The organism is Pseudomonas iranensis (assembly GCF_014268585.2).
GTDB classification, from domain to species: domain Bacteria; phylum Pseudomonadota; class Gammaproteobacteria; order Pseudomonadales; family Pseudomonadaceae; genus Aquipseudomonas; species Aquipseudomonas iranensis.
The window spans coordinates 1,873,880-1,888,814 of sequence record NZ_CP077092.1; the positions used below are offsets into that span (position 1 = coordinate 1,873,880).

At 59.7% G+C, this 14,935-nt stretch carries 15 protein-coding genes; all 15 read left to right on the forward strand.

From position 1 onward, the window contains the following. Positions 1 to 20 precede the first annotated feature (20 nt). Positions 21 to 641 carry a pseudaminic acid biosynthesis-associated methylase gene (locus HU724_RS08275; RefSeq protein WP_186566010.1) on the forward strand — a complete coding sequence of 207 codons (621 nt, stop codon included), beginning with the start codon at positions 21 to 23 and terminating at the stop codon, positions 639 to 641. After that, the gene (gene pseF, locus HU724_RS08280) at positions 638 to 1,333 is read left to right on the forward strand and encodes a pseudaminic acid cytidylyltransferase (protein ID WP_186566008.1); all 696 of its coding nucleotides are present in this window, start codon (positions 638 to 640) and stop codon (positions 1,331 to 1,333) included. Before HU724_RS08275 ends, pseF begins: the two co-directional genes overlap by 4 nt. Continuing rightward, positions 1,330 to 2,835, forward strand: a complete 1,506-nt coding sequence (gene pseG, locus HU724_RS08285; protein ID WP_186566006.1) for a UDP-2,4-diacetamido-2,4,6-trideoxy-beta-L-altropyranose hydrolase — start codon at positions 1,330 to 1,332, stop codon at positions 2,833 to 2,835. The genes pseF and pseG overlap by 4 nt, the downstream gene beginning before the upstream one ends. Further along, positions 2,828 to 3,880, forward strand: coding sequence for a pseudaminic acid synthase (pseI, locus tag HU724_RS08290; RefSeq protein WP_186566004.1), 1,053 nt, complete (start codon positions 2,828 to 2,830; stop codon positions 3,878 to 3,880). Before pseG ends, pseI begins: the two co-directional genes overlap by 8 nt. A gap of 227 nt (positions 3,881 to 4,107) precedes the next feature. Beyond that, positions 4,108 to 5,034: a ketoacyl-ACP synthase III gene (locus tag HU724_RS08295; protein WP_122611584.1), complete on the forward strand. Its 927-nt coding sequence runs from the start codon at positions 4,108 to 4,110 to the stop codon at positions 5,032 to 5,034. Positions 5,035 to 5,121: 87 nt separating this feature from the next. After that, positions 5,122 to 6,411 carry a motility associated factor glycosyltransferase family protein gene (locus tag HU724_RS08300; protein ID WP_186566002.1) on the forward strand — a complete coding sequence of 430 codons (1,290 nt, stop codon included), beginning with the start codon at positions 5,122 to 5,124 and terminating at the stop codon, positions 6,409 to 6,411. Next, complete coding sequence (locus HU724_RS08305; RefSeq protein WP_186566000.1) at positions 6,408 to 6,674, forward strand: DUF8042 domain-containing protein; 267 nt, start codon at positions 6,408 to 6,410, stop codon at positions 6,672 to 6,674. The genes HU724_RS08300 and HU724_RS08305 overlap by 4 nt, the downstream gene beginning before the upstream one ends. 242 nt (positions 6,675 to 6,916) lie before the next feature. Continuing rightward, a complete protein-coding gene (locus HU724_RS08310) occupies positions 6,917 to 7,768 on the forward strand; it encodes a flagellin domain-containing protein (RefSeq protein ID WP_073472782.1) in 852 nt (283 codons plus the stop codon). Positions 7,769 to 7,841: 73 nt separating this feature from the next. Continuing rightward, positions 7,842 to 8,198 carry a flagellar protein FlaG gene (locus HU724_RS08315; RefSeq protein WP_024012099.1) on the forward strand — a complete coding sequence of 119 codons (357 nt, stop codon included), beginning with the start codon at positions 7,842 to 7,844 and terminating at the stop codon, positions 8,196 to 8,198. A gap of 82 nt (positions 8,199 to 8,280) precedes the next feature. Beyond that, complete coding sequence (gene fliD, locus HU724_RS08320) at positions 8,281 to 9,729, forward strand: flagellar filament capping protein FliD (RefSeq protein ID WP_122611581.1); 1,449 nt, start codon at positions 8,281 to 8,283, stop codon at positions 9,727 to 9,729. A 129-nt stretch (positions 9,730 to 9,858) separates the two neighbouring features. Continuing rightward, complete coding sequence (gene fliS, locus HU724_RS08325; RefSeq protein ID WP_041479013.1) at positions 9,859 to 10,257, forward strand: flagellar export chaperone FliS; 399 nt, start codon at positions 9,859 to 9,861, stop codon at positions 10,255 to 10,257. An 11-nt stretch (positions 10,258 to 10,268) separates the two neighbouring features. Then, the gene (gene fliT, locus HU724_RS08330; protein WP_016771085.1) at positions 10,269 to 10,565 is read left to right on the forward strand and encodes a flagellar protein FliT; all 297 of its coding nucleotides are present in this window, start codon (positions 10,269 to 10,271) and stop codon (positions 10,563 to 10,565) included. A gap of 172 nt (positions 10,566 to 10,737) precedes the next feature. Next, positions 10,738 to 12,213 carry a sigma-54 dependent transcriptional regulator gene (locus HU724_RS08335; RefSeq protein ID WP_016771084.1) on the forward strand — a complete coding sequence of 492 codons (1,476 nt, stop codon included), beginning with the start codon at positions 10,738 to 10,740 and terminating at the stop codon, positions 12,211 to 12,213. Between the two features lie 110 nt (positions 12,214 to 12,323). Then, the gene (locus HU724_RS08340) at positions 12,324 to 13,535 is read left to right on the forward strand and encodes a sensor histidine kinase (RefSeq protein WP_186565998.1); all 1,212 of its coding nucleotides are present in this window, start codon (positions 12,324 to 12,326) and stop codon (positions 13,533 to 13,535) included. A 5-nt stretch (positions 13,536 to 13,540) separates the two neighbouring features. Then, positions 13,541 to 14,923, forward strand: a complete 1,383-nt coding sequence (locus HU724_RS08345) for a sigma-54-dependent transcriptional regulator (protein ID WP_186565996.1) — start codon at positions 13,541 to 13,543, stop codon at positions 14,921 to 14,923. Positions 14,924 to 14,935: the final 12 nt, after the last annotated feature.

The following is a 14,935-nucleotide window of genomic DNA, read 5'->3' on the forward strand; positions in this document are numbered from 1 at the left end:
GGCGGTAGACGAGACTGTGTATGCGCGATCTGAGCGAGCAGGAAAGATTCTGGCAGGGTGAGTTCGGCAACCATTACGTTGAGCGCAATGTCGGCCAGGCGCTGGTGGCGGGCAATCTAGGGTTTTTCGCCAAAGCGCTGAGCCGGGCGGGTCGCGTCGACAGTCTGCTGGAGCTGGGTACCAACGCCGGCAACAATTTGCAGGCATTGCGTCAGTTATTGCCGCGTTGCGAACTGTTTGGTGTCGAGATCAACGAAAGCGCGTGCGCGCAGGCGCAGGCGCTGAACATCGCGCAAATCTGGCACGGCTCGTTGTTCGATTTTCCTGTCGAGCGCCGCTACGATCTGACCCTGAGCAAAGGCGTGCTGATCCATCTGGCTCCCGAGCTGTTGCCGCGCGCCTATGCGCAGCTGTACGAGCTGAGCCAGCGCTACATCCTGATCGCCGAGTACTACAATCCGGCACCGATGGAAATCGCTTACCGCGGTAACAGCGGCAAGCTGTTCAAGCGCGATTTTGCCGGGGAAATGCTTGATCGCTATGCCGATTTGCAACTGCTCGACTATGGCTTCGTCTATCACCGTGATCGGCAATTTCCGGCCGATGACATCACCTGGTTCCTGTTGGAAAAACGCCCTTGAGCAACGTTGCAATCATCCCCGCCCGTGGCGGCAGCAAGCGTATTCCGCGCAAGAATCTCTTGCCGTTCGACGGCGTGCCAATGATTGCCCGCTCGATCCGCACAGCGCTGGATTCAGGCTTGTTCGAGCAGGTCGTGGTCAGCACCGACGATGTCGAAATTGCCGACATCGCGAGGGCGCACGGTGCGCAGGTACCGTTCATGCGCCCGGCCGATCTGGCCGATGATTATACCGGCACTGCGGCGGTCATCGTGCACGCACTGCAGCAGCTGCCGTCCTTCGATTTCGCTTGCTGCATTTACGCCACTGCGCCGCTGTTGCAGGCACGTTATCTGCGTCAGGGTCTGGAGTTGCTGGAGCAGCATCCGCATCGATCATTTGCATTCTCGGTTTGCGATTTCGCGTTTCCGGTACAGCGTGCACTGACAGTCGACGGGGACGGCGCCTTGACGGCGTTGTATCCCGAGTTTCGCAATACTCGTTCGCAGGACTTGCCCGAGGCGTTTCAGGATGCCGGGCAGTTTTACTGGGGCCGCAGCGCGGCATGGTTGCGCGATGATGTGCTGTATTCGCCAGCCAGCCTGCCGGTGATTCTGCCGCGATATCTGGTCCAGGACATCGACACCCCCGAGGACTTGAAACGCGCCGAATACCTGTACGCCGCGCTCAAGGCCGGCGGAGAATTGCAATGAGAGTGCTGATCCGCGCCGACGCCTCGCCAACCATTGGCAGCGGCCACATCGCCCGTTGCCTGACGCTGGCGCGGGTGCTGCGCCGGCAGGGCAGTCATGTCGCATTTGCCTGTCGGCGTTTGCCGGGGCATCGACTGGAAGCCTTGAATGCCGAAGGCTTCGAGACCTTCGCGCTGCCCGAGCGCTATCGTGATGAAGACCCGCTGCAGGCTATCGAATCGATGTTGCCGTGGCAGTTCGATATTGATGCACTGGGCCTGCTGCTGGACGGGCAGGCACCGTTCGACTGGATCATCGTCGACCATTATGGCCTCGATCATCACTGGCAAACCGCTGCCCGGCGCTGGGCGCACCGAATCGCCGCCGTGGATGATCTGGCCACGCGGCGCTACAGCGTCGATCTGCTGCTCAATCAGAACCTCTCTGGCTTGAGTGAAAACTACGCGCCGCTGCTGCCGCCAGGCTGTCGCACCTTGCTCGGCCCGCGCTACGCCATGCTGCGCGAAGAATTCAACTGCGAGGCCATCGAGATCAAACCGAAGGCCCGCCGCGTGCTGGTGAATTTCGGCGGTTTCGACGCGGCGAGGCAGACCCATCACGCGATGCTGGCGCTGGCTGATTTCACTGAGTTGCAGGTGGATTTCGTCGCTGGCGCCGACAACCCGGCGTGGACGCAGATGCAAGCGTTGGCCGAGACGCGACCGAACTGGCGCCTGCACAGTTTCGTCAGCGATTTCCATCAGCGCATGACTGAGGCCGACCTGTTTATCGGCGCTGGCGGCGGCACCAGTTGGGAGCGCGCGGCGCTGGGTTTGCCGACCATCTGCATCGCCGTGGCGAACAATCAGCAGGCCAACGGCGAAGTCATGGCCGCAGCCGGTGCGCATGTGTTCATGGGCGCCCGCGAGCAGGTCAGCGTCGAGCAGTTGCGTGATGCGGTCGGATTCATCGTGAACAATCATTTTCTACGCCGCAGCCTCGCCGAGCGCTCGCGGCAACTGGTCGACGGTCGCGGTGCCGAGCGTGTGGCGGCAACGCTGGCCGGTGCGGTGCTCAAGTTGCGCCCGGCGACGCTGGACGATGCGCAGTTGCTGTTCGATGGACGCAATGCCGAAGCGGTACGGCGCTGGTCGCTGGAAATCGGCGTCATCGATTGGGCGCAGCATCTGAACTGGTTGACGGCGAGTCTGCGCAATCCGCAGCGGCTGCTGCTGATTGCCGAGGCGGATGACGGCCCGGTCGGGGTGCTGCGCTACGACTTGCGCGGGTTCGATGCCGAAGTGTCGATCTATCTGCTGGAGGGGCGTTTCGGCCTCGGTTGGGGCAGGGCAGTGCTCAGCCGTGGCGAAGCGTTTGTCGCTGCGCACTGGCCGCAGTTGACGCGCATTACTGCCCGGGTCATGCCCGCCAATCAGTCCTCATTGAAAGTCTTCCGCGACGCCGGGTTCACTCAAGAGACCTGCGCGTTCAGCCGTGTTCTGAAGGATCACCCGCATGTCTAGTTTCAAGATTGGCCAGCACACCATCGGTGCCGATGCGCCGCCGTTCATCATTGCCGAGATGAGTGGCAATCATAACCAGTCGTTGGAGGTGGCTCTGCAAATCGTCGAGGCGGCAGCCAAGGCCGGGGCGCATGCGTTGAAGCTGCAAACCTACACCGCCGAAACCATGACCCTGGATTTGGCTGAAGGCGAATTCTTCATCAAGGATCCGGGCAGTCTGTGGGCCGGCACGTCGCTCTACGATCTCTACGAAAAAGCCCATACGCCGTGGGAGTGGCATGCGCCGATTTTTGCTCGGGCCAAGGAGTTGGGCATGCTCGCGTTCTCGACGCCGTTCGATGACAGCGCGGTAGACTTTCTCGAAAGCCTTGAAGTGCCGGCGTACAAGATTGCCAGTTTTGAAAACACCGATCTGCCGTTGATCCGTCGAGTGGCAGCGACCGGCAAACCACTGATCATCTCCACCGGCATGGCGAGTATTGCTGAGCTGGATGAAACCGTGCGTGCCGCACGCGAGGCCGGGTGCAAGAGTCTGGTGTTGCTCAAGTGCACCAGCACCTATCCGGCCACGCCCCTCAACAGCAACGTGCGCACGATCCCGCATCTGCGTGAGTTGTTTGGATGCGAGGTGGGGCTGTCAGATCATTCGATGGGCGTTGGCGTGTCGGTGGCCGCAGTGGCGCTGGGCGCGACCGTGGTGGAGAAGCATTTCACCCTCGACCGTTCCGCCGGTGGCGTGGACGCGAGTTTCTCCCTGGAGCCTGCGGAGCTGGCCAGTCTGGTCGTCGAAACCGAGCGAGCCTGGCGGGCGATGGGGCATGTTCAGTACGGTCCGACCGAGGCCGAGCGCAAGTCGCTGGTCTATCGCCGGTCGCTGTATGTCACCGCTGACATGGTCGCTGGTGAAGCCTTTACCGGGGACAATCTGCGCGCCATTCGCCCCGGTCTCGGTCTGCCGCCCAAGCACACCGAAGCCGTCCTCGGACGCCGTGCGCGCACCGCGATCAAGCGCGGTACGCCGCTCGACTGGTCGTTGATCGAATAAGCCAATCTGCCATCGATTCGGCAAAATAGCGTGACCTGCGAGTCATAACGCGCATCTTCACTGTATTGTATTGACCGGGGAGATGGCGCCTGGCCCGTTTTGCGGTTCCAGTGATAGCCCTTTGCGCTTCCCGTGGCTGCCCGTTGTGGCGGCCGTTTTCTGTTTGTCGGCGCCCCTCGAATCCTTGCGAGCGGTGGTTTTGGGCTGTTTTTTATTGGGAAGCCGTAATGATTGGCATAAAAAGCATTGCGAGCTACGTTCCTGTAGCCGGCGTGGACAATTACGCACAAGGTGCAAAATTCGAAAAGGATGAAGAGTTCATCCTTGGCAAGATCGGTTCGGCGTTCCTGCCGCGCAAAGACGCTGAGCAGGAAACTTCCGACCTGTGCGTGGAAGCGGCCAATGCGCTGTTTGCCAGCAATCCTGAACTGAAACGTGAATCGATCGACGCGTTGATTGTCGTCACTCAGAACGGTGATGAAGAAGGCCTGCCGCACACAGCAGCAATCGTCCAGGACAAGCTCGGCCTGCCGACCAATGTCGCAGCGTTCGATATCTCATTGGGCTGCTCCGGTTACGTCTACGGCATCTACGCGATCAAGGGCTTCATGGAAGCCGCCGGCCTGAAGAACGGCCTGCTGATCACCGCTGACCCGTATTCGAAAATCGTTGACCCGGAAGACCGCAACACCACCATGCTGTTTGGCGATGCCGCCACCGCTACGTGGATGGGCGAAAACCCGACCTGGGCGCTGGGCAAGGCCAAGTTCGGCACCGACGGTTCCGGCGCACCGCACTTGAAAGTCAGCAACGGCGTGTTCTTCATGAACGGTCGTCAGGTGTTCAACTTCGCATTGCTGAAAGTGCCGGCGCACTTGCACGAGCTGCTCGACGATTCCAATCTCAAGGCCGATGACATCGACGCATTCTGCATTCACCAGGGCAGCGCGGCGATTGTCGACGCCGTGGCGCGACGCTTCGAAGGCGAACCGGAGAAGTTCATCAAGGACATGGTCGAAACCGGCAACACCGTGTCGTCGAGCATTCCATTGCTATTGGAAAAACACGTGGTTGATTCCGACTGGCAGCGCGTTGCGCTGAGCGGTTTTGGTGTCGGTCTGTCGTGGGGCTCGGCGATCATCTATCGTCCGTAAGCCCGAGCAAAAAGCACTGATACAAAAATAGCGTTCAAGGTTAACCTTGAACGCTATTTTTTTGCCCGAGAAGGAGCGCGAGGCGCCATGAGCGAGTTTTTCCAAGCCAATGCCGAGGTGTTGCAACGGCGCTGGCCGGCGCTGTTCGAGCGATTGATGGCTGAAGACAGCGCGTCCGTGCAGGCCGAACTCGTGCAAGGACTGGGCTCGACGCTGAGCGTCGATGGCATTCAGCTGACCAGTCGCCATGATCGTCTGCATGAGGCGCAGATCCAGGCGGCGAGCCTGCCGGAAAAACCGCAACTTCACGTTTATGGCACTGGCCTGGGCGACTTGCCAGGCGTGCTGCTCGAGCGCGTAGGCCTGGAAAAACTGTACGTACACATCCTCAATGGCGCGCTCTTTGCGCTGGTGCTGCAGTTGCTCGATCAGCGCCAGTGGCTGCAGGATTCTCGGGTCGCGCTGTTTTACGCCGGTGATCACCCGGACTTCTTCACGCCATTCTTTGCCTTGCCCGCCGAGATGCTGCTGGCCGATGACTTCAATGCAAAGGTCCGCGACCGGCTGATCAATGAAGTGCACCTGACATTCAACAATCGCGATTTCGATCCGCAGTCACCGGAAATCCAGCAACGCTTGCAGGAATGTCTGCCGGTGGTGCTTGGCGATGACGATGTCGCGCAGTTGTTCGGCAGTTGCGCTGGACGTGACATCTACGTGATCGCCACCGGACCGACGCTGGAGCAGCATTTCGAACGTCTGGCGGCGATCCGTCAGCTTGCTGAGCGGCCGTTGTTCATCTGCGTTGATACGGCCTATCGGCCATTGCGTGAGCACGGCATCGAGCCTGATCTGGTGGTGAGCATCGATCAGCGCATCGGCTTTCGGCATCTGCCGTGCGAGGCGTCCGAGAACATTGCGCTGGTGTACTTGCCGATGAGCGATCCGCAGGTATTGAAGGCATGGAAGGGCAAGCGTTATGGCGGCTATTCGGCCAGCCCGATCTACAGCGACCTGCGAGAACAGTATCCACGCGGTGAGCTGCACGTCGGCGGCAGCGTGATTCATCCGGCGGTGGATCTCGCGGTAAAAATGGGCGCGAGTCGAATCACTCTGTTTGGCGCCGACTTCGCCTTCCCGATGAACAAGACCCACGCCGGTTGGGACGACGGCGATCTGGGCCCGCCGCTGGCCCAGGCGCGGCACTGGGTGCGCGATGGCCACGGTCAGCGCGTCAGCACTCAGCTTAATTTTCGCGGCTATCTGTGTGTGCTGGAGCGTTATATCGCCGCGCATCCACAGGTCGAATTTCTCAACAGCAGCCGCGCCGGTGCATCGATTGCCGGGACCGCTTTCAATCCGGAGTTCGCGCAATGAGTGCGCTGAGTCAGTGTCAGGATCAGTGTCGTCAGTGCGCCGCGTTGTTTCGCCTTGGGCGTGACGTTGAGGCGGCACTGACGATGGTCGATGTATTCGAACAGGCCCAGCAATGTCTGGCGTCTGCCTCAGTGGATATCCAGCAGGCGTGGGCACAGGTGCTCACGCAAATGCTCGACTGTCAGGAGCGCCAGGACTGGTTGGGCCTGGCTGACTATATGGAATACGAACTGGTCGAATTGCTGGAAACTGTCAGGCGTTGAACCGCTGCGCAGCGCTGGCCCGCGGCTTTGGGTTGCAGGCGGTTTTATGACGTCATTTTTTCGCGCTGGATGTGCTGCTAAGTCTTTGTTTTCTCGGGGGTGGCGTGGTGATGGCAAAATTTTTTCAAAAAGCCCTCAAGCAACCTGCAATCCCGACGATAACTATTACGAAGGTTCTCTAGGCCATACCCGGCGGTTGCCAGGGCCGGAAGCCGCAGTACCCAACCAACGAGGAATTCGTCATGGCTTTAACAGTAAACACCAACACCACATCGTTGAACGTTCAGAAAAACCTGAACCGCGCTTCCGACGCTCTGTCCACTTCGATGCAGCGCCTGTCTTCCGGCCTGAAAATCAACAGCGCCAAAGACGACGCCGCTGGCCTGCAGATCTCCAACCGTATGTCCTCGCAGATCCGCGGTAACACCCAGGCCATCCAGAACGCCAACGACGGTATCTCCGTTGCCCAGACCGCTGAAGGCGCTCTGCAAGCTACTACCGACATCCTGCAGCGTATGCGTGAACTGGCTGTTAAAGCCCGTAACGGTACCAACGGCACTGCTGACCAGACCGCTACCAACGCTGAATTCGCTCAGATGTCCGACGAGATCACCCGTATCTCGGCTTCGACCAACCTGAACGGCAAAAACCTGCTGGACGGTTCGGCTGGCACTGTGACCCTGCAAGTGGGCGCAAACACCGGTTCGGCTAACCACATCGACCTGGTACTGAGCTCCAAGTTCGACGCCGTCAGCCTGTCGGTTGGCAGCGGCACCGTTGTACTGACTGGCGCCAGCCCTTCTGACGCTGCCGTCGCCATCGACAGCGCGATCACTGCAATCGACGCAGCTATCGCTAACATCGGTGCTACCCGCGCCAGCCTGGGTGCTTCGCAAAACCGTCTGACCAGCACCATCCAGAACCTGCAGAACATCACTGAAAACACCACCGCTGCTCAGGGTCGTGTACAGGACACCGACTTCGCCGCTGAAACTGCTAACCTGACCAAGCAGCAGACTCTGCAGCAAGCTTCGACCTCCGTACTGGCTCAAGCCAACCAACTGCCTTCCGCTGTACTGAAGCTGCTTCAGTAATTTCGGAATGAGTTTAAGCGGGGGAGTGCGCTTGTCGTGCTCTCTCGCTTTTTTACGTTAAGAGGTGATGGGCATGGACATGAGCGTAAAGCTTAACGTGTCTTATCCGGCTCCCAAGCCAGTGCCACCGGTTGCTGACAAACCGTCAGAGCTGCCTAAAGTCCAAAAGACTGAAGCGCCGGTCGCTGCCAAGGATCAGGATGCGGACGGCGCCAAGTTGAAACTGGCGGTGCAAGAGATAGAAAAGTTCGTCCAGTCGATCAAGCGTAATCTGGAGTTCTCGATCGACGAGCATTCCGGCAAGGTCATCGTCAAGGTGATTGCGAGCGAAACGGGTGAAGTCGTTCGACAGATTCCTTCCGCCGAAGCCCTCAAACTGGCCGACAGCCTCGCCAATGCAAGTCATGTATTGTTCGACGCCAAAGTCTGATAAATGGCATGAATAGTGTTTGTTCGTTCTCAGGACGCGTGTAACGGTCAAAAGAATGGCAGCAATCTGAAGGGAGATGCACATGGCAAGTCCAATTCTACCGGGTTCCGGACTGGGTTCCGGCCTGGACATCGGCGCGATCGTGACCGCGCTGGTCAACGCCGACAAGTCTGCCAAGCAGACGCAGATCGATACTGCGACCAAAACCAACAGCCTGAAGATTTCCGGTGTCGGTTCGCTGAAAAGCGCATTGGCGGCATACCAGAAAGCAATGGGTGATCTGAACAAGGCAACGAGCCCGGCGTTTGCCGGTTTTACTGCGACTTCGGACACGCCGACTGTTGTCGGTGCCACATCGGATAAAACCGCCGTACCGGGTACCTATAGCGTTGTTGTGAAAAATCTGGCCACCGGCTCGAAAGTCGCCAGTGCCGCCTTCGCCGGCGGGGCCGCCAGTGCCATTCCGAGTGGTACTCTGAAAATCAGTCAGAATGGCATTGATTACAATGTCGCGATTCCGGCCAATGCCACCTTGCAGTCCACGCGTGATGCGATCAACACCGCGCAGGCCAGCAACGGTATTTCGGCCAACATCGTGACCGACAGCACCGGTTCGTCGCGACTGGTGCTCAGCTCGAACAAGACGGGCGCCGGCATGGACCTGAAGGTCAGCGGGATCGCTGGTCTGGAGATCGATGGCACCCAGGAAATGGGCAGCAGCCCGGCGGCCGGTGCGTCCGGAGCCGTCGGTAAGCTGGCGATGGATGCCAGTCTGACCATCGACGGCCTGGCCGTTACCAGCAAGACCAATACCGTGACCGGTGCAATCAGCGGCATGACGCTTAACCTGACTGCTGCCAGTCCATTGGTCAATGGCGTCGCAACGCCAGCGACCGTTTCGGTTGCGACCAATACCGCCGGCATCCAGACATCGCTGCAATCGTTCATCGATTCCTATAACACCCTGAAGAAAACCATCGACACCTTGTCCAAGGCAACGCCGGATGCCGACGGCAATCTGACCGTTTCGGCGGCGTTTACCGGTGACGCTCTGCCGCGTTCGTTGATGGCGGACGTGCGTGCTCAGTTGACAGATCCGGGGGCGGGCGGAGCGGGGCAATTGTCCGTGCTCTCGCAGATGGGCGTATTGACCGATAGCAAAACCGGTTTGCTGACGCTCGATACGGCGGTGTTCAACAAGCGGATGGAAACTCCGGGCATGGCTGGCCAGGTTCAGCAGCTCTTCAGCGGCACCGATTCCAAGAATGGTCTGTTGGCGCGTATGACTGCAGCGGTTGATCCGTACGTCAAGACTGGTGGGCTGCTCGATCAGCGCAGTTCCAACCTGACTAATCTGACATCGAGCCTGCAAAAGCAGCAGGCGGCGCTGGATCTGCGTGTGGCTAACCTGACGACGACATTGACTGCCAAGTACAACGCCATGGACTTGCTGGTAGGCCAGATGAAGGCAACGGCGAGCAACATCACGTCGTTCTTCAGCTCGCTGAACGCTCAGCAGTCCGCGAAGTAACAGTCAGTAACGACAAAAACCCGGCTACGCTTTATCGGCGTGCGCCGGGTTTTTGTCTTTTGATCTAAAGTTTTCGGACCGGTTGGCGATACACTGGTTATACGAGTCAACGTGGCAATGAGGTAGAACATGAACCCGATGTTAGCCCTTCGGCAGTACCAGAAAGTCGGCGCCCATGCGCAGACGTCCGAAGCGAGCCCGCACCGTTTGGTGCAAATGTTGATGGAAGGTGGACTGGCCCGGATTGCGCAGGCCAAAGGCGCCATCGAACGCAAGGATATTCCCGGCAAGTGCACGGCGATCAGCAAGGCCATCGGCATTGTCAGTGGCCTGCGTGAAGGCCTCGATCTTGAGAACAACGCCGAGGCGCTGGCCGATCTGGATGGCCTGTACATCTACATGATGAAGCGCCTCGCCGAGGCCAACATCAGCAGTGATCCGCGTGTCCTCGATGAAGTGGCCGGTCTGCTGACAACGGTAAAAGAAGGCTGGGACGCCATCGCGCCCGTGCCGGCTCCGCAGTTCTGAAGGAGATCACCATGAGTCTTGTATTGCAGCGAATAGCCGATACCCGTGAAGCGTTGGTCGGAGCATTGGCCGAGCGAAACTGGGAAGCCATTGGTGAGTTGGATCTGGCTTGCCGTTCCTGCATGGAAGACGTCATGGCGGAAGCTTCGCTGGACGAAGTGGCACTGCGCGACAACCTTGAGGAGCTGCTATTCGTCTACAAAGAGCTTCTCGAGGTGGCAATGGGCGAGCGGCAGGCGATAGCCAACGAGATGTCGCAGATCACCCAAGCGCAAAAGGCTGCAAAGGTTTACCATCTGTTTGGTTGATTAACCGTCAGTTGAACCAGAGATGTGCGCCATAAATTTGACTGTGCACGGTTTTTTGACTTAACTAGTGGCTATTATCAGGTTTAGGGCGTCTACAGGCACATGGTGTCCTGCAAGCGTCTCGCTTGCCTTATTTTTCGGGCATTGAGTTGACTAGGGAAGTTGCTATTGCATGTGGCGTGAAACCAAAATTCTGCTGATCGATGACGATAGCGTCCGCCGCCGCGACCTGGCGGTGATTCTGAATTTTCTTGGCGAAGAAAATTTACCCTGCGGCAGCCATGACTGGCAGCAGGCAGTCGGCTCTTTGTCGTCTAGTCGTGAGGTCATTTGCGTACTGATCGGGACGGTCAATGCTCCTGGCGCGCTTTTGGGCTTGCTAAAGACACTCGCAACCTGGGATGAGTTCCTTCCGGTTTTGTTAATGGGCGATAATTCTTCCGTTGACCTGCCTGAAGACCAGCGTCGACGCGTCCTGTCGACCCTTGAAATGCCGCCCAGCTACAGCAAATTGCTCGATTCGCTGCACCGCGCCCAGGTCTATCGTGAAATGTACGACCAGGCCCGCGAGCGCGGCCGTCATCGCGAACCCAATCTTTTCCGCAGTCTTGTCGGCACCAGCCGCGCGATTCAGCACGTCCGGCAGATGATGCAGCAGGTGGCCGACACCGACGCCAGCGTACTGATCCTCGGCGAGTCCGGCACCGGCAAGGAGGTGGTCGCGCGCAACCTGCACTATCACTCCAAGCGCCGCGACGCGCCATTCGTGCCGGTCAACTGCGGGGCGATCCCTGCAGAGCTGCTCGAAAGCGAACTGTTCGGCCATGAGAAGGGCGCCTTCACTGGCGCGATCACCAGCCGTGCCGGGCGCTTTGAGCTGGCCAACGGCGGTACGCTGTTCCTTGACGAAATCGGCGACATGCCGCTGCCGATGCAGGTCAAGCTGCTGCGCGTATTGCAAGAGCGCACCTTTGAGCGCGTGGGCAGCAACAAGACGCAAAGCGTCGACGTGCGCATCATTGCCGCAACCCACAAGAATCTCGAAAGCATGATCGAGATCGGCTCGTTCCGCGAAGACCTCTACTATCGCCTGAACGTGTTCCCGATCGAGATGGCGCCGCTGCGTGAGCGCGTCGAAGACATCCCGCTGTTGATGAACGAACTGATCTCGCGCATGGAGCACGAGAAGCGCGGTTCGATCCGTTTCAACTCGGCAGCGATCATGTCGCTGTGCCGTCACGGCTGGCCGGGCAACGTCCGCGAGCTGGCCAACCTCGTCGAGCGCATGGCGATCATGCACCCGTACGGAGTGATCGGCGTGGTCGAGTTGCCGAAGAAATTCCGCTACGTCGACGACGAAGACGAGCAGATGGTCGACAGCCTGCGCAGTGATCTGGAAGAGCGCGTCGCGATCAACGGCCATACGCCTGACTTCAGCGCCAGTGCACTGCTGCCGCCGGAAGGCCTCGATCTCAAGGACTACCTCGGTGGCCTGGAGCAGGGCCTGATTCAGCAAGCCCTGGACGACGCCAATGGCATTGTTGCCCGCGCCGCTGAGCGTCTGCGCATCCGTCGCACGACCCTGGTCGAGAAGATGCGCAAGTACGGCATGAGCCGGGCCGGAGGAGATGAACAGGCGGATGATTGACGCCTGTTTTTCAAGCGCTTAATTTATAAGCGGTTTTTTTTAGGCACGGGTATTGCTATAGCCCTCGCAACGTTCCGTTTCACTGACGGTCAGCCAAGCGAGAGAGCCCAATGCCCCAAGCCGCCCAGATCTCTTCTGCCTCCAATATCGTGGGGCAACCCTCGTCCGTAGAGCAGGCAAGTCGTCAGGGACTTGAGCAGGCCTTCCAGCTGTTCAACCAGATGTCGAGTCAGCTGACTGACTCATACAGCCTGCTCGAAGCGCGAGTCACCGAACTCAAGGGTGAGCTGGCCGTGGTCAGCGCCCAACGCATGCAGGAGCTGGCGGAAAAAGAACGCCTGGCCAATCGCCTGCAAAACCTTCTCGACCTGTTGCCCGGCGGCGTAATCGTCATCGATGGACACGGACTGGTGCGCGAAGCCAACCCGGCCGCCATCGATCTGCTTGGCTCGCCACTCGAAGGCGAGCTATGGCGCCATGTGATTGCACGCTGCTTCGCTCCCCGTGAAGACGACGGTCATGAAATTTCCCTGAAAAATGGTCGACGCCTGTCGATTGCCACCCGCTCGCTGGACGCCGAGCCGGGGCAGTTGGTGCTGCTCAATGACTTGACTGAAACCCGTCATCTGCAAGATCAACTGGCACGACATGAGCGTTTGTCGTCGCTGGGGCGCATGGTTGCCTCGCTGGCCCACCAGATTCGCACGCCGCTGTCCGCCGCTTTGCTCTACGCCAGTCATTTGACTGAACAGCAATTGCCGGTGGAAACCCAGCAACGCTTTGCCGGTCGCCTGAAAGAGCGTCTGCACGAACTCGAACATCAGGTGCGCGACATGCTGGTGTTCGCTCGCGGTGAATTGCCGCTGACCGACCGCATTACGCCCCATGCCCTGATGCAATCGCTGCAGGCAGCGGCGTTGACCCATGTGCAGGATCTGCCAATTCGCTGGCAGTGCGACAGCCATGCCGGTGAGCTGCTGTGCAACCGCGATACGCTGGTCGGCGCGCTGCTGAATCTGATTGAAAACGCCATTCAGGCCAGCGCCGGCGAGGCGCGGCTGAAAGTGCATTGCTACACCAGAGGCAACACCCTGCGTCTGTGTGTCAGCGACAGCGGCAGCGGCATTGAGCCGACAGTTTTGGCGCGCCTCGGCGAGCCTTTTTTTACTACCAAAGTCACCGGCACCGGCCTGGGCCTGACCGTGGTCAAAGCGGTGGCCCGTGCGCATCAGGGAGAATTGACCCTGCGTTCGCGAGTCGGGCGCGGCACCTGCGCGCAGGTCAGTCTGCCGCTGTTTTCCGCTGCACAGGGAGTTGAATAAACGTCATGGGCATCAAGGTGTTGCTGGTCGAGGATGACCGTTCGTTGCGCGAAGCGCTGGCCGATACGCTGCTGCTCGCCGGCCACGACTATCACGCCGTCGGCAGCGCCGAAGAAGCGTTGACGGCCGTGGCGCAGCAAGCCTTCAGCCTGGTGGTCAGCGACGTCAATATGCCGGGCATGGACGGTCACCAATTGCTCGCGTTGCTGCGCGCACGCCAACCGCAATTGCCGGTGCTATTGATGACCGCCCACGGCGCGGTCGAGCGTGCGGTCGATGCAATGCGCCAGGGTGCGGCGGATTATCTGGTCAAGCCGTTCGAACCCAAAGCGCTGCTCGATCTGGTGGCGCGCCATGCCTTGGGCAGTATCGACGTGGGCGAAGCGGACGGTCCCGTCGCGGTTGAACCGGCCAGTGCGCAGTTGCTCGAGCTGGCGGCACGGGTCGCGCGCAGTGACTCGACTGTGTTGATCTCCGGCGAGTCCGGCACCGGTAAAGAAGTGCTGGCGCGCTACATTCACCAACAATCGCCGCGGGCCAGTCATCCGTTCATCGCGATCAACTGCGCGGCAATTCCTGACAACATGCTCGAAGCGACGCTGTTCGGTCATGAGAAAGGTTCGTTCACCGGCGCTATCGCCTCGCAGGCCGGCAAGTTCGAACAGGCGGACGGCGGCACCATTCTGCTCGATGAAATTTCCGAAATGCCCCTGGGCCTGCAAGCGAAGCTGCTGCGCGTGCTGCAAGAGCGTGAAGTGGAGCGAGTGGGCGCGCGCAAGCCAATCAGTCTGGATATTCGCGTGGTCGCCACGACCAACCGCGATCTGGCCGGCGAAGTGGCGGCGGGGCGCTTCCGTGAGGACCTGTTTTACCGCTTGTCGGTTTTCCCCCTGGCGTGGCGTCCACTTCGCGAGCGCACTGCCGATATCCTGCCGCTGGCGGAAAAGTTGTTGGCCAAACACGTCAATAAAATGAAGCACGCCGCAGCGAAGCTATCGCCCGAAGCGCAAGCCTGCCTGACCGCATATCCGTGGCCGGGCAATGTGCGTGAACTGGACAACGCCATTCAGCGCGCGCTGATCCTGCAGCAGGGCGGTTTGATTCAGCCGCAGGATTTTTGCCTGAGCGGTGCGGTGACATTTGCGCCGTTGCCGGTCGCGGCACCGGTGATCCGCGAGGTGGAAATCGAGGCGGATTCTTCCGGCGCCCTGGGCGATGACCTGCGCCGCCGGGAGTTTCAGATGATCATCGACACCCTGCGCGCCGAGCGTGGCCGGCGCAAGGAGGCTGCCGAAAAGCTCGGCATCAGCCCGCGCACTTTGCGCTACAAGCTCGCGCAAATGCGCGATGCCGGGATGGACGTCGAAGGCTATCTGTTCGCCACCTGATCGATGCTGCAA

What these genes read in the sequence shown, in the direction of transcription:
- HU724_RS08340 (WP_186565998.1), top strand. Translation starts at nt 12,324, where the DNA reads ATGCCCCAAGCCGCCCAGATCTCTTCTGCCTCCAATATCGTGGGGCAA.
- HU724_RS08275 (WP_186566010.1), top strand. Translation starts at nt 21, where the DNA reads ATGCGCGATCTGAGCGAGCAGGAAAGATTCTGGCAGGGTGAGTTCGGC.
- HU724_RS08305 (WP_186566000.1), top strand. Translation starts at nt 6,408, where the DNA reads ATGAGTGCGCTGAGTCAGTGTCAGGATCAGTGTCGTCAGTGCGCCGCG.
- fliT (WP_016771085.1), top strand. Translation starts at nt 10,269, where the DNA reads ATGAGTCTTGTATTGCAGCGAATAGCCGATACCCGTGAAGCGTTGGTC.
- HU724_RS08310 (WP_073472782.1), top strand. Translation starts at nt 6,917, where the DNA reads ATGGCTTTAACAGTAAACACCAACACCACATCGTTGAACGTTCAGAAA.
- pseI (WP_186566004.1), top strand. Translation starts at nt 2,828, where the DNA reads ATGTCTAGTTTCAAGATTGGCCAGCACACCATCGGTGCCGATGCGCCG.
- fliS (WP_041479013.1), top strand. Translation starts at nt 9,859, where the DNA reads ATGAACCCGATGTTAGCCCTTCGGCAGTACCAGAAAGTCGGCGCCCAT.
- fliD (WP_122611581.1), top strand. Translation starts at nt 8,281, where the DNA reads ATGGCAAGTCCAATTCTACCGGGTTCCGGACTGGGTTCCGGCCTGGAC.
- pseG (WP_186566006.1), top strand. Translation starts at nt 1,330, where the DNA reads ATGAGAGTGCTGATCCGCGCCGACGCCTCGCCAACCATTGGCAGCGGC.
- HU724_RS08295 (WP_122611584.1), top strand. Translation starts at nt 4,108, where the DNA reads ATGATTGGCATAAAAAGCATTGCGAGCTACGTTCCTGTAGCCGGCGTG.
- HU724_RS08315 (WP_024012099.1), top strand. Translation starts at nt 7,842, where the DNA reads ATGGACATGAGCGTAAAGCTTAACGTGTCTTATCCGGCTCCCAAGCCA.
- HU724_RS08300 (WP_186566002.1), top strand. Translation starts at nt 5,122, where the DNA reads ATGAGCGAGTTTTTCCAAGCCAATGCCGAGGTGTTGCAACGGCGCTGG.
- HU724_RS08335 (WP_016771084.1), top strand. Translation starts at nt 10,738, where the DNA reads ATGTGGCGTGAAACCAAAATTCTGCTGATCGATGACGATAGCGTCCGC.
- HU724_RS08345 (WP_186565996.1), top strand. Translation starts at nt 13,541, where the DNA reads ATGGGCATCAAGGTGTTGCTGGTCGAGGATGACCGTTCGTTGCGCGAA.